This window comes from Spongiivirga sp. MCCC 1A20706, assembly GCF_046524175.1.
GTDB lineage: Bacteria > Bacteroidota > Bacteroidia > Flavobacteriales > Flavobacteriaceae > Spongiivirga.
In genome coordinates, this window is record NZ_JBEFZF010000005.1 from 28228 (window position 1) to 42999 (window position 14772).

At 38.3% G+C, this 14772-nt stretch carries 7 protein-coding genes; 2 read left to right on the plus strand and 5 right to left on the minus strand.

Features of this window, described 5'->3' with window-relative positions; genetic code table 11:
- The first annotated feature begins 59 nt into the window (after positions 1-59).
- Together clpP and clpX are read left to right on the plus strand one after the other, a co-directional pair.
- Positions 60-734, plus strand: coding sequence for an ATP-dependent Clp endopeptidase proteolytic subunit ClpP (gene clpP / locus ABN763_RS12730; RefSeq protein ID WP_410485860.1), 675 nt, complete (start codon positions 60-62; stop codon positions 732-734).
- Between the two features lie 70 nt (positions 735-804).
- Entirely contained in the window at positions 805-2037 is a 1233-nt protein-coding gene (gene clpX, locus ABN763_RS12735; protein ID WP_410485861.1) for an ATP-dependent Clp protease ATP-binding subunit ClpX, read from the plus strand.
- A gap of 224 nt (positions 2038-2261) precedes the next feature.
- On the opposite strand, the gene sprA is transcribed toward clpX, so the two are convergent.
- The 5 genes from sprA to ABN763_RS12760 form a co-directional block, all read right to left on the minus strand.
- Positions 2262-9479 carry a cell surface protein SprA gene (sprA, locus tag ABN763_RS12740; protein WP_410485862.1) on the minus strand — a complete coding sequence of 2406 codons (7218 nt, stop codon included), beginning with the start codon at positions 9477-9479 and terminating at the stop codon, positions 2262-2264.
- A complete protein-coding gene (gene ruvA, locus ABN763_RS12745) occupies positions 9476-10057 on the minus strand; it encodes a Holliday junction branch migration protein RuvA (RefSeq protein WP_410485863.1) in 582 nt (193 codons plus the stop codon). Before ruvA ends, sprA begins: the two co-directional genes overlap by 4 nt.
- Before the next feature lie 162 nt (positions 10058-10219).
- Complete coding sequence (locus ABN763_RS12750) at positions 10220-12514, minus strand: NADP-dependent malic enzyme (protein ID WP_410485864.1); 2295 nt, start codon at positions 12512-12514, stop codon at positions 10220-10222.
- Between the two features lie 83 nt (positions 12515-12597).
- Positions 12598-13533: a carbohydrate kinase family protein gene (locus tag ABN763_RS12755; protein WP_410485865.1), complete on the minus strand. Its 936-nt coding sequence runs from the start codon at positions 13531-13533 to the stop codon at positions 12598-12600.
- A gap of 22 nt (positions 13534-13555) precedes the next feature.
- Positions 13556-14725 carry a fructofuranosidase/invertase gene (locus tag ABN763_RS12760; protein ID WP_410485866.1) on the minus strand — a complete coding sequence of 390 codons (1170 nt, stop codon included), beginning with the start codon at positions 14723-14725 and terminating at the stop codon, positions 13556-13558.
- Positions 14726-14772 lie beyond the last annotated feature (47 nt).

Genomic DNA, 14772 nt, shown 5'->3' on the forward strand with positions numbered 1-14772 from the left:
CTTGTTTACTAGAGAATCATTATTTTTGATATTCATAAATTATTTAGATTGCTTAGCAAATGAATTACGGAAAAGAATTTCAAAATTTCGCAATTAAAGATCAAGGTATTAATAGCATGGTGTATGACCAGGTTATTAGTAGTATGTATCCCATGGCGATGACACCTAATATAATCGAAGAACGTCAAATGAACGCTGTAGCGATGGATGTGTTTTCAAGATTGATGATGGATCGCATTATTTTTATGGGTACCGGCATCAATGATCAAATTGCAAATATTATACAGGCACAGTTGCTTTTTTTAGCAAGTGTAGACGACTCAAAAGACATTCAAATTTATATCAACTCGCCCGGTGGTAGCGTTTATGCAGGCTTAGGCATTTACGACACCATGCAATTTATCAATCCTGATGTAGCAACTATTTGCACAGGTATGGCGGCTTCAATGGGCGCTGTATTATTATGTGCGGGTGAAAAAGGAAAGCGCTCTGCTTTACCACATGCCCGTGTTATGATTCACCAACCCATGAGTGGTGCGCGTGGTCAAGCCAGCGATATTGAAATTGCTGCTAAGGAGGTCTTAGATATTAAAGAAGAATTATACAATATTATCGCTAAGCATTCCGGTCAAACTTATGAGAAAGTATATGAAGACAGTGATCGTGATTACTGGATGAAGGCTCCTCAGGCAAAAGAATACGGAATGATTGATGAGTTACTAACTAAAAGCTAAACTCATTGTAATTAATTACAACTAGTACCTACTAAAACAAAACCACAGTACTAACAGGAAGAAGATAATCATGGCTAAAGAAGAATTAGAGTGTTCGTTTTGTGGGCGTAAAAAGCCTGAAACAAATTTGCTGATAGCGGGACTCGATGCACATATTTGCGATCGATGTATTGAGCAAGCACATGGTATTGTTATCGAAGAATCAAAACAGACGGAGAGCGATGAACTATCTGCGGAGCTTATTTTAAAGAAGCCAAAAGAGATAAAAAGCTTTTTAGACCAATTTATAATTGGTCAAGAGTTTACCAAACGCGTAATGTCTGTTGCCGTATATAACCACTACAAAAGGTTATTACAACCACCATCTAAAGATGATATTGAAATTCAAAAAAGTAATATCATAATGGTGGGGCAAACTGGTACCGGTAAAACTTTGATGGCTAAAACAGTTGCTAAAATGCTAAACGTACCATTAGCAATTGTAGATGCAACGGTGCTTACAGAAGCAGGATACGTTGGTGAGGATGTTGAGAGTATCCTAACTCGTTTGCTTCAAGCTGCCGATTACAATCTGGAAAAAGCCGAACGCGGTATTGTATTTATTGATGAGATAGATAAAATAGCCCGTAAAAGTGACAATCCATCAATCACTCGTGATGTATCGGGTGAAGGCGTACAACAGGCCCTTCTAAAGCTTCTAGAGGGTACTACTGTAAATGTCCCGCCAAAAGGAGGACGCAAGCACCCGGATCAAAAGTTTATCGAAGTAAATACCGAAAATATCTTATTTATTGCTGGTGGTGCTTTTGATGGTATTGAAAGACATATTACCAAACGATTAAACATGCAAGCTATCGGCTACAGTGCTTCTAAAAAAGAAAGCCGCTATGACGATGACAACATGTTACAATATATCATTCCGCGAGATTTAAAAGATTTCGGATTGATCCCTGAAATTATAGGGCGACTTCCAGTACTTACGTATATGAATCCGTTAGACTCGGGTACATTAAGAGCCATTTTAACTGAACCTCGTAATGCCATTATCAAGCAGTACAAGAAATTATTTGAAATGGATGAGATTAAGTTTTCAATCACCGAAGGCGCATTAGATTACATCGTTGAACAAGCAATCGAATATAAGCTGGGTGCACGCGGATTACGTTCATTATGTGAAGCGGTATTAACGGATGCGATGTTTGACTTACCAGGCTCTGATGAAAAAGAACTAAAAGTTACCAAAGCATATGCGGAAGAGAAGTTGACTAAAGATGCTATTAAGAAGTTGAAAGCGGTTTCTTAACTTTAAATCTTCTTTTTGAAAAAATGGCCTTTAGTGTAGCAATACCTAAAGGCTTTTTCTTTTCTAAAAAATAAGCGCAAAAAAAAGCCACTTCCTTAGCAATAAAGTGGCTTTATTTGGTCTTAATTTAGTTTGTAAAACACCTTAACACATTAAAGTTAGGCGATTACTGGTTTTTTACCTTTTATAATTGATAAGTTACGCTATTCTTCGTTTAAAAGGGCTTAATTACCGAAATTGTATCGTAAAGTAAACCCACTTCTGATAGTAGTTTGCGGGAAAGCAGTAGAAATAGCAAATTCCGAGAACGCATGATCATAGAAAAACAAAGTAGTCAGGTTCTTAGTTAATGCATAATCAGCAGTAAACTTTAAAGACCATTGTTTCTGACCTGCTGTTACTTGATTATTTTCAACATCCAGACTTCTAATTACTGTAATATTATCCCGTAGGGTGACATCTGCTTTAAAATTTAAGTCTCCTTTAAAGGTCTGCCTTCTTCCGCCAAGGGTCATGGTAAATGGCACATTAGCTACTCGATATCCAAGACCAAACACATACTCTTGTCCGGTAGCCTCTGTTAATAATTGATTATCTAAACTTAGAGATAAAGCACGATCTCTTTTAACTTCAGCTAAAATTTTAAGGGAGCTCTTCAACTCAAAATCCACACGAACTAGCGGATTAAATTGCTCTACCAAATTTACGTTAGAATACAATACCGGATTTAAGAAATTACCCGCCTGATCAAACGCTTGATTATTAGCAGGATCATACTCTAGGTTGGTTGTAAAATTATTAATGGTGTATGAAGAACGATAGCCATGTTGAATTGAGAAACGTCTAAACTTCTTTTTAAACCATGGAATCTTCATGAACCCTGTATACTTCAATTGCCAATTAGGAATCGGAATATCCCTAAATACGCCAAGACTTACTTTTTCAGCATCTTGCCCTGTATATGCAGATACAAAGGCTGGTATGAGTACCGATTGGTTGGTCTTTCCAAGTCCGACAGGGAAACCGTCTCCATCAACATCATTGGGATTCAGTCCTCTTTCTGCAGCTAAACGTTGCGCCACAACAAGTCTATTATCTCTAAACGTCTGGAACACCTCTGAAAAGTCCTGATCACTGGTTTTAAAGGCGGTTTTTAACATAAAGTTCGAGATTTCGAAATTCCCGAAACGGTTCTCTAATAACTTATTATAAAATAATTCATTATCGCCATTGACATCGACCCTAAAGTTCTCTGCTATATTTTCATTATAAAGCCTGTTCGCTGTAAGATCAATAGTTAGATCAGGTAATAATTGAATATTACCAGTAAAAGCTAGTGTCCTTCTCCTCGTTTCTAAAAACTGCTGATTAAACTCAGGAAACGTGGTCAACCACCCTTGTTTTGCCGCTTCAAAACGAACGTCGGATTGCGAACCAAACACAAAACCTACTGAAGGTCTAAGCGTTCCTATAAAACCTATAGATTGCGTGTACCCAGGGAGTGTTTTACTATTGGTTTCCGAATAATCAACCCCTAAGCGCTTCACAGCAGTTAACAAACCAACAATGGTATTTGTAAACTTATTCCCCGCACTTAAACCCGTTTTTTTCTTTTGGTTATTAACAGTAGGATTACTGGCTAAAGGATTATTTTTTGGATTACGGGTACCTCGAGTAGCCCCACTTCTTGTACCTGTATTGCTTGCTTTTTTCTTTACCAACCCTAAATATTGATATAACCTATCCATATTAAAAGTGGTATTCAATCGATGCGTATTCGCATTTTGAATTGTATTGATTCGCTCACCAACGACTTCCTCAACTGCTAGACCTTCTCGTTGCCAATCAAAATCACCAGTATAGGCATAATTAGAATCGATAAAACTAAATATAGGTATCTTTTTTAACGGGAGTTCATAGTTAGCTTCCAATCGTTGGCTATGCCTATTAGGTTCTCCAATATCCCAGAAACCGCTCCAAATATTATTATCACGAAGTACTTCGCCATCTTCATCAAAATAGTTGCGTATGATGTTGTTATTGCTGGCCGTAAAATTAACCTGTAATGACCTACTCAAATTATAGTTCAAACTATAGGCCCAATCGAATAAAAAGTTACGTTGTTGGATTGAAGGAAGCGGAATATTATTCGGATTCACATCACCAGAGAAGTCCACTTCTCGAAAACGTTGATCACTAAAAGCCCTTGTCAAGTTTGATGTAACAGCAATACTAGTTGGTAACGGATTAAAGTTAATCTCTTTCAACCAATCCCAGTACTTTCCTTTCAACGAATCTAACTTTTTAAAAGGTTCAATATTCAAGGGTTTAAATGCATAACCATAATTCATCCCTAACCGTACATTTTGATCGGTTCTTTGTTCTATCTCATAATCCCGATGGAACGTTTCGTTATAGGAGTAGGAAAAATCAAAATTTTCAATATCATAAATGCGTTCTTTTTGTTCAGGAGCTCTATTTTTTCGTACACCAATAAAGTTAATACTCGTTCTTTTGGTATAATCTTCTGCTCTGTTTAAAATCGCATCTTCTTCATCTTGAGAAGCAGCAGTATCTAACCTGTCTTTGAGCTTCAGATCTTCATAAAAAGGATCATATTGCGGTGTAATAATTTCTTCCGAAATGTTATAATTAAAAGGAATTTGCACACCCCATTTTTTTGGTAGTAATTGCCCCACATTTAAATTGGTGGTAACATCATACTGCCTTGAATCTTCAAGATTACGTTCGCGAGGGCCTTGCTCGATAGTACCAAACCCAATAGTACTCATTCTACCGGTTGCAGATACTGAAGCAAAATCGGCTAAATTTGTATCAATCTGACCGATTGCCGCCCAACCTCCTTGACTGTCTAATCCGGATAGTCTAAGTTCGTTAAACCACACTTCAGCGCAAATACCTTTAGCATCCGTATTTTTAACCCCAACCATTAGTGCACGAACACTTCCTACCGTAGGGTTCCCTTTTATTGCAACGCGAAGTTCACCAGCTTGCCTAGGATCAAATTCGTTGACAACATCACCATTTTCATTATAAAAAACAGCATTGGGGTTTCCTAAAGTGCCATCAGAAATACCTTGTGATTTAATTTGGGACAGCAAATCTAAAGGAAGTAATATTTCATTGTCGGCTGGCCAAATTTCACTTTCTGAAGTCGCACCAAACTGCGTGAGCTGTAACGGAATCTCTACCTGATAATAGTTATTAGTAAAGTCGGTACCAAAACGAATAAAAGCTACCAAAGTATTAGCATTGGGTACCGGTCTTCCCTGTATCGCTTCAGCATGTAAAAACATTCGTAAGCGCTCATACTGACGCATATCGATATCAATATTTTTAAATACTGCTCTGGAATCGTTATTGTTTAATCCATTATCCCCGCAAACGGTTAGTGCTAAAGACTGCTCATTCTGTCGAATAATATTATTGGTATTATTTAATCGCTCTCGTTGCACACCTGGTGGCAATACATAAGGTATTGGTACACGATCAGAGTTTTCTTCAATATTTACTGACAACACGTCGACTTCGGTACCGTCACCTTCTTCTGGATCCAGGTTTTCTTCTAGACTTTGCGTATAACGACGCCAATCTCCACGAATAAGGTCTAATGTACCAAAGCGAAGCACTGTAGGATCTTCAAACTCCTTCATATACATCCGTATAAAACGTATGGAGCGAAGGTCAGTAATACCTCCTACTCTACTTAGAATGGTATTAGGATCAGTTTCATCATAATTTGAGGGGTTGATAGGAATTTTGAATTGCAGCCATCTAGCCGTTAATGTCCTGCCGTTAGGAAGCGTAATCTCCCGCTCTTTCTCGTCCGTAATAAAACGATTATTGACGGCACTCATGTTAGGCACTATTGGGATAGTATATTCAAAATAACTATCAATAGTATTCATAGTTAAATCCCGGTTCACATCTTCCACATCTGGAAGTGTAATAGCGCCTCGATTGGTATCGCTTACATCGATAGGTGAGTTACCATCAAGTCCATTGTATTTTTTGTAACGATCTAGAATACTTCCTGTAGCGTCTAAAAAGTATTGGTAGTTATCAGATGCGGGATCATCAGCCGGACCGTTAGTATAAAATGGTGATTGGGCTTCCTCAGTATCATTCAAACCATCTAAACCAACATCTTGCACATTTCTATTAGCATCAACAGCATCAAAAGCATATACCAATGACTGATTCGCAGGTACCTGACCCCAAGGGGTTGGTCTTACTTCTAAATTATTTGTCGCCCCTGCCTCTGGCAGGCCGTTTTCGTATTGCTTACGCCCATCTTTTAGAACATCTTCCGAGATGTTACCTAAATTAAACACAAGCTCACCGCCAGTATTGGTATTTCCAGGCTGATTAAAGGGATCAAGTATCCAAAACTGTATGTACTCTACATTCGATTGCTCGAAGTTGGTTGCAGTAATCGATCGGGTAATTCCTGCCCACTTATCAGAATTGGGTTCAGCATCGAATCCTGGATTGTTGTTATAAGGCCCACGTTCATCAGGATAATATGCCAAATCGAGCGTAAACTGCACAGTTGTTTGGCCTTGCGCAAGATCAGTTCGCGGAAAAATCTCATTTACAAAAACACGACGGGTCTCATTTAGTGAGACGTCATCATCGCTAATGTCGCCTGGACGCTGGTTATTATAAAATATCGGGTCGATGGTATACCAAGCCAACTTCGCACGGTTATACCCATTTTCTAGAATATTCGGATCTCCTGTTTGAATATCACCCCCTTGAACTCCTAAAGGTGTACTTGATAAACTCCAGGCTAATGGAGATTTTATATCAATGGTCGATTGGGCTCCTTCAAAGTCATCAACATATACAGTCGCTTCGCCATTAAAATCGGCTGTTTTTGGTGCGTTTGGAAACAAATAAGCCGCTTCAGCTCGTATCGAAAAATTGGATTTAGCATCCGTATCAATATTTGGTAATTTATTAGCCAATCGGGTTAAGAATGGCGCCTCGGTAGAAAAATTTAGGCGTGCCCCTAAAATGGTATTACTAACTGGTTCAACACCATAATTCGCTTTTTGGGTTAGCGGGCGTTCATTAAGGTTTAAAAAAGTACCTCCGATCAGAAAATTATCGTTGAATTTATGTTCAATATCAATACCGGCAAAGCGTTTATTTTGCTGTCTGAATAATGAATTATTTTCCGTAGAAATTTCAATAGGCGTGTTCGATGCCTTTAACGATTCATCCAACAACTGAACACGTCCTGCTTGATAGTTTACGGTATAATCTATTCCTTCTTGAAGTACTCGACCACCTGCGGTCACCTTTACTGAACCGGGAGGTAAGTTAAAAGCTCCGACTGAAATACCATCACCTCCAGTTGACTTATAGCGTATTTTTATTTGAAAAACGTTCTTGCTAGCTACATCTAATGCATCGGCTTTTGTACTTTCATACATTTCACGATATACGTAGCGTGCTTGATTTGGGTTATAAGTAGTGGCAAGATCATAGTCTTCAGCAGGCGTTCCTGTACGAGAAGTTGACAGTTTATTAAATAATGACTCACCGAAAGGTTCTACAGATGGGAAAATAATACTCCCGTTTCTAGTATCAACCGTATAACCATCAACAAAATCAAAAAAACCATCACCCCCACTTTGCGGATCATTGTAAATATTTAAGCGATCCAACCCAAATAAGTTGATCAAAATAGTTTCTTCAATCTCAGCTTTTTCCTGAGCATTCGGAAAGCCTCCTGATGCTCCTTCGCTTACTTCGATAAAATTGATTGGAGAAGGGTTGGCGTATAGTATATTTAATCTAAAATCTTCCGGACTTAATTGAAAAGCACCTGTTGAGTAGATATTTTTCATCATCAAATCCCAAATAGGTTCGTTCACATTGGTCAAACTACTTTTCAGCATTTTAACCACCAAGTTGTTATTGTTAATGACCTCAATATTCGAGTTTGGAAGTGTTCCGACTGTGGTTGCATCTACGCCATCATTGGCAAATTCTCCTACCTGAAATACCTGACCGCCAACGGTATATTGATAAGCAACTCCAAGTACCTCATCATTGCTTAGTCGTTGGTTTAAAGAAATATACCCTAACTGTGCATTCAAACGATACTCATTAGGTTGTAATTTTCTGGCATTTTCAAGGATTGCATAATCAAACCCTTCGTTAACTGCTCGACCACCAAAACCGGATTGTACAGAGGCAATATCACGAATGGCCTCAGTAAGGTCCGAAGTAGCTGGATTACCAATTGTTGAAGGATCAAATTTGTTATTGCTATTATCAGGAAAAGCTCCTGGAAGCACCCCTGCATTGATAAAATTTGCATTATTATCTACCCCAATTTTCGCAAGATCAGATTCTCCGATATCTTGCAAAGCAACTAGGTTCCTAACATTATCGGTGCGCTGGCCACGATTCGTTACCCATACTTCGATTCTGGTTACTTGCACCTGTGTATTAGGATATGGATATGTTTTAGCAGCCTCATCATAAACATCTCTAAAATACTGTGATAAGAAAAAGTGACGATCTTCTTCGTAATCTAAGGCAAACAATTTAACATCCTCTAAGGTTCCATTCCCTTGTGCAACCACTGTTCTGGTCTGAGAACGTTGTTCAGAAAACACTCCAGTTACCGTGGTTTTACCAAATTGAAGCTCAGTTTTTACACCAAATAAACTTTGCGCCCCGGTTATAAGCGAGCTATTTAAGGGCATTGCTACATTACCAACTTCTATCTTGCGGATAATGTCATCCTCCGTAGGAGTATATTCCAGCTTAATCAAATTTTGAAAATCGAAGGTTGTTTCTGTATTGTAGTTGGCAGCTATTTGTAAGCGTTCACCCACTTTTCCCAACAAACTAAGCTCTATACGTTGTTGAAAATCAAAACTGATATTTCTTCTGTTTCTTGGTGATAATGAAGGATTATCATTTTTTTGAAAACGAAGGCCTAAATCCATAGAAACGGAGCCTTGCGGCACCACACTAATAACATCACCTCCAAAGATGGATTGAAAAAGCCCGGACTTAATATAAAAATCCGGCAATAAATTTTTTTGCGCTTCTTCACTGCCTGCCTTTTTACCTGATACCGCATCAAGTTTTTCCTTAAAGTATGCTTTCATACTTTCTTTTAAAACAAGATCTTGGTACTGTTTGGGTGTTAAAATTCTTGGATATGAGATATTAAAATCACCAACGCTTTCTGTATAAATATATCGATCGGTTTTAGGATCGTATTTATATTTTGAGATGATACTTTGCGGGTTTTTTAAAAGTAAAGTACCTGCGCTATACCCAACAGCGGTCGAATCTTGAGCTTCAACTTTTAAGGAAGAGACCACCATTACAAAAAATGTAAGAATGGTAATTACGGCATTTCTCGGAGCGTAAAATTTCAACTCAATCATAGATTTTTTAGCGCAAGTTTTATCAGCTGCTCAACATTTAAATCTGGTGTCTTTTTCAATAGCCCGTCAACTACTTTTTCAGACGCTCGTCTGGTAAAACCTAAAACTTCTAAAGCTGATAACGCTTCATCCTTAACAGTATTGCTTTGAACAAGGGAAACTTCATCAATATCATATACTTTTAGCACTTTATCTTTTAAATCGAGAATAACCCGTTGTGCCGTTTTAGCCCCGATACCTTTTACTGATTGAATAGTTGGCACATCACCGGATGCAATTGCATCGCGAATTTGAGTCGGATCTAATGAAGACAACATGGTTCTGGCCGTACTCGCTCCTATACCTGAAACCGAGATTAACAACCTAAAAATTTCTCGCTCAGCCGCTGAGATAAATCCAAATAACGTATGGCTATCTTCTTTTACCTGAAGATGAGTCAATAACTTAATCGCTTCTGAATTGGGTAGGTTGGAATATGTAAACAGTGAGATATGTACTTCATACCCTACACCGTTGCAATCAATGACAACATTTGTCGGATTTTTCTCGACAAGTTTTCCTTGTAATTGGGTGATCATTTAAATACCGGTTAGGGGGTAAATGTAATGAAATTATTGGTTCTCGATGCAATTTTAACCACATCGATTTTGACTTGATCAAACTGCCCTAAAAACCTAAAATGAGACTCTCATTTCTAGCGGTATAAATGCGAAAAAGATGGTACTGAAACGCTTTTTAACCTACGCATTCATGTTTTGGCGCTCTCTTTTTTCTTTCTCTTGGGCATCAACGACTGCTACGGCGGTCATATTCACGATTTCCTCTACGCTAGCACCTAATTGTAATATATGAACCGGTTTACGCATCCCCAGCATAATCGGCCCAACTGATTGAGTATTATTCAACTGTTTCATCAGTTTATAGGTGATGTTGGCTGCATCCAAATTTGGGAAAATTAAGGTATTGACCTTTTTACCATTCAACTTTGAGAACGGGAAATTACTTTTTCGCAATTCAGGATCTAGTGCAAAGTCAGATTGAAGAGCCCCGTCGACCTGAATATAATCGAATCGTTTATGTAAAATATGAACCGCTTGCCTCACTTTCTCAGCCTTTTCATGACTTGACGAGCCAAAATTGGAATACGATAACATCGCAATATTTGCTTCTACCCCAAACATTTTCACCATGTGAGCAGTCATTCGAGCAATTTTTACCAAGTCTCTGGTGGTCGGGTCAATATTAATTGAAGTATCTGCCAAAAACATCGGCCCTCTTTCAGTAAGCATCAGGTTACAAGTCGCAACTCTATCTGTACCCGGATAAGTTCCTATAAGTTCTAGCATTGGTTTTAATGTAGCAGGATAACTCCTTGAATAACCTGTAATCAAGCCGTCGGCATCTCCTTCATTTACCATCATAGCCGCAAAGTAGTTACGTTCCCTTAGCTTTTTTTGTGCGTCATACAAGGTCACACCACGACGCTTTCGCTCTTCAAAATATACTTGAGCGTACTTATTTTTCTGCGGATTGAACTCATCTGTTTTAGGATCAATAATCTCTACATCAGCATCAAAACCGATCTCTTGTTTCAACTCTTCAATTACATCTTTTCTACCCAATAAAATAGGAATTGCAACTCCTTCTTCATATACAATTTGAGCTGCTTTTAGAACATCTAAATGATCGGCTTCTGCAAAAACTACACGTTTCGGATCGCGCTTAGCTCTATCGATGAGTAGTCGTAATATTTTGTTATCAGAACCTAATCGCTCATATAATTCATCTTCATAGGCCGCCCAGTTGGTAATTTCTTCAGTAGCCACACCTGACTCCATCGCAGCTTTAGCCACTGCAGGTGGAATCTTGGTGATAAGTCTGGGATCAAACGGTTTTGGAATTATGTAATCTTTGCCAAAAGCAAGTTTTGTCTCGCCGTAAGCAATGTTCACTTGCTCCGGAACGGGATCTTTAGCCAAAGAAGCGAGGGCCTTTACTGCTGCCATTTTCATCGCTTCATTTATTTTGGTAGCACGTACGTCGAGCGCCCCTCTAAAAATAAATGGAAACCCTAATACATTATTTACCTGATTAGGATGATCTGATCTACCTGTGGCCATAATAATATCATCTCGCGTTTTGCACGCTAAATCATATGCAATTTCAGGATCAGGATTTGCCATCGCAAATACAATAGGATTCGAAGCCATACTTTTAAGCATAGCCGGGTTTACAATATTACCCATGGATAGCCCTATAAAAACATCGGCATCAACAAATGCATCTTCAAGGGTATGGAGATCTCTATCGGTAGCAAACTCTGCTTTCTGAGAAGTAAGATTGTCGCGATCTTTTCTAATGATCCCTTTGCTATCGGTCATAACAATGTTTTCTGTCTTTGCACCGAACGCTTTATACAAACGTGTACAAGAAACCGCCGCGGCACCAGCACCGCTGACTACAATCTTGATATCTTCCATTTTCTTACCCGCAATTTCTACCGCATTTAATAAAGCAGCTGCAGAAATAATAGCGGTACCATGCTGATCATCATGCATGACTGGAATATCTAATTCCTCTTTTAGACGCTGTTCGATTTCAAAGGCTTCAGGCGCCTTAATATCTTCAAGATTAATCCCACCAAAAGTGGGTGCAATATTTTTTACGGTTTCAATAAAAGTATCCACATCCTTAGCATCAACTTCAATATCAAACACGTCTATATCAGCAAAAATTTTAAAGAGTAAGCCCTTTCCTTCCATGACCGGCTTTGAAGCCTCAGGACCGATATCTCCCAAGCCCAAAACAGCAGTACCATTAGAAATTACGGCTACTAGATTTCCTTTATTAGTATATCGATATACATCAGATTTCTTTTTTTCGATTGCCAAACAAGGCTCAGCTACACCAGGTGAATAGGCTAGGCTAAGGTCGCGTTGGCTGGAATAGCTTTTGGTAGGTATAACTTTAATTTTCCCAGGCTTAGGAAATTCGTGATAATCGAGTGCTTGCTGCTTTTTTGACTTTTCTCTCATATAGGAATTTGATATAGTTAACAAAGTTAACTAATTTGATATCTTAGATCATTCAAAAATAATCTAATTACAATAGTCAGCCTTTATTCTATCTTCAATAATTCGGATAAAACATCGACATTTTCGGGAAGCCTACCTACATTCTGAAGCTTTAAAGCTGCTAACCTCAGGGCAGTTTTTAAACAATGCTCAAGTGGATTTTTCTTAATATAAGCAAATAAAAAACCGGACCAGAATGCATCTCCGGCCCCGGTAGCGTCCATTATTTTTTCAATCTTAATTGCTGGTAGACTTATAATCGTATTATTATGCGATGCTTTCACCCCTTTACTGCCCAATGTTAAACAAACGATTTCAACTCCCAATTCATGAAAAAATTCAAAGATCTCTGTATGATTTAGTTTCTTTTTAAATAACCGTTGCATATCATCTTCGCTAATTTTTACTAACGGATTCAATGCGCAGTATTCTTTGATACACTGAATTGCATTCTGACGATCAGGCCATATTTTTTCAGAATAATTAATATCGATGCTCAATTTCACTCCTACCCTAGATGCTCGTTTGGCGGCATCGAGAATAGTATGTTGGGCAGGTTGTTTACTAAGTGCAAAACAGGTGGTGTGAAACACTTTTATGTGTGATAATAACTCATCTGGCAACTGATCGGGACCAATCATGGCATCGGCTTGGCGATAGGCTATAAAATCAGGTGTTTCGGTTGTTCTGGAAACAAAAATTACCGTAGTCGGCACATCTTCTAGCGCTTTAATGTAATTGGTATTTATCCTGGCCTGATTCAATTTCTCTAACACATATTTGCCAAAGCCATCGTTACCAACGCTAGCAACTAAACAGGTACCCACACCGAGTCTAGCCATATTCATTGCTACATTAGTAGGCGATCCTCCTAAATATCGATGATAGTCTTTGGTCTCAGCTAAACTAGGCGCGGTTTGATGACCGATATAATCGATAAGGGTTTCGCCAACACACAGTATCTCTATTTTAGTATTCATTAAGAATGCAATAGTTTTTTGGTTAGGATAATAGTTTTTTACCTTGAAGTGATTGGCCTAGAATAACAGCCCCGGCAGCACTCCACGCGCAGTGCGGTACTCCGGTAGGCTCTGATGTTTCTGTATTAAAGTTTTCATAGAAACTCCAGCTTTCTTTTTCATTTAAAAGATCGATCTGGGTCAAGACGTCTTTTGCTTCATTTACTTTATTGTGTACTAGCAACCCTAAACCATAAAAACCGTTAACCATTTGCCAGGTACCCCCATTATGAAACTCATAAGGGACATTTCTAAACTCGTACTTCCTATTATTCTCAAGCATACTCCATTCAATATCACCTTCTTTAATAGGAGGCCAAAAAGCAGGTAATAATTTTAAGGCTAGCGATTTTCTTAACGTTTCAGAATACGCTATCAATTCATTTTCGAAGCCTTCGGAATCAATATCTAAAAATAAGGCTAGTGAATTGGCAAAAGCATCGTATTGTTTTTGGTATCCGGAAGGATTAAATGAAGCCACCCAATAATCTTTCTTTCTCATTCTGGAAAATGCCTTTGGATGATAAGGATCATTTTTAATCTTATGTTTACGGTAATTTTCTGTTACTTTTTGCTGAATTCTATTTGCCTTACGATGTATTACTTCATTCGGAAAAAGTTTATCAAAACATCGAAGTGCCCACAACCTTAATAATTGGTCATACAAAATATACCCTTCAGTAATATATTCATCGGCCCAGTTACCAGATCTAGGCACATACATTAAATGGTTATGATTAAACTCCCATGCTTCCATCAAGTTCAAGCCTCGATTAATATGTTCTAAATGTGCCTTTGCAAAATCAATATCTCCAGTAAAATGAGCATAATTACACAAACCGATAATGAACCAAGGAATGGTATCTACGCGACCAGCGAGTCCACCAAAACTTAATATTGTTTTCGGTTCGTCATAAAATACGTTAGATGGAATATTACCAAGATAGTGCTGATGATCGGCCAATGTTTGAAGCGTTGCTTTGCAAGTAGCAACCAATTTTTTATCACCATCTAACAACGCTGCTAGCCCACAGATAACGCCGTCACGTGCCCAAATTCTGCGATAATTACTAATATCGTTGGCGCTTGCCAAGAATCCTTTATCGGTAGAAACATCATGTAAAAGCTGTATCGCGTATTGATAGGAATTCATTAACTACCGGTCTTAGTGGGTCGATTTAAGTTTTAAAGATAATTGAT

Excerpts from the sequence above, each read along its gene's own strand:
- clpP (WP_410485860.1), top strand. The coding sequence starts at position 60 with ATGAATTACGGAAAAGAATTTCAAAATTTCGCAATTAAAGATCAAGGT.
- clpX (WP_410485861.1), top strand. The coding sequence starts at position 805 with ATGGCTAAAGAAGAATTAGAGTGTTCGTTTTGTGGGCGTAAAAAGCCT.
- sprA (WP_410485862.1), bottom strand. The coding sequence starts at position 9,479 with ATGATTGAGTTGAAATTTTACGCTCCGAGAAATGCCGTAATTACCATT.
- ruvA (WP_410485863.1), bottom strand. The coding sequence starts at position 10,057 with ATGATCACCCAATTACAAGGAAAACTTGTCGAGAAAAATCCGACAAAT.
- ABN763_RS12750 (WP_410485864.1), bottom strand. The coding sequence starts at position 12,514 with ATGAGAGAAAAGTCAAAAAAGCAGCAAGCACTCGATTATCACGAATTT.
- ABN763_RS12755 (WP_410485865.1), bottom strand. The coding sequence starts at position 13,533 with ATGAATACTAAAATAGAGATACTGTGTGTTGGCGAAACCCTTATCGAT.
- ABN763_RS12760 (WP_410485866.1), bottom strand. The coding sequence starts at position 14,725 with ATGAATTCCTATCAATACGCGATACAGCTTTTACATGATGTTTCTACC.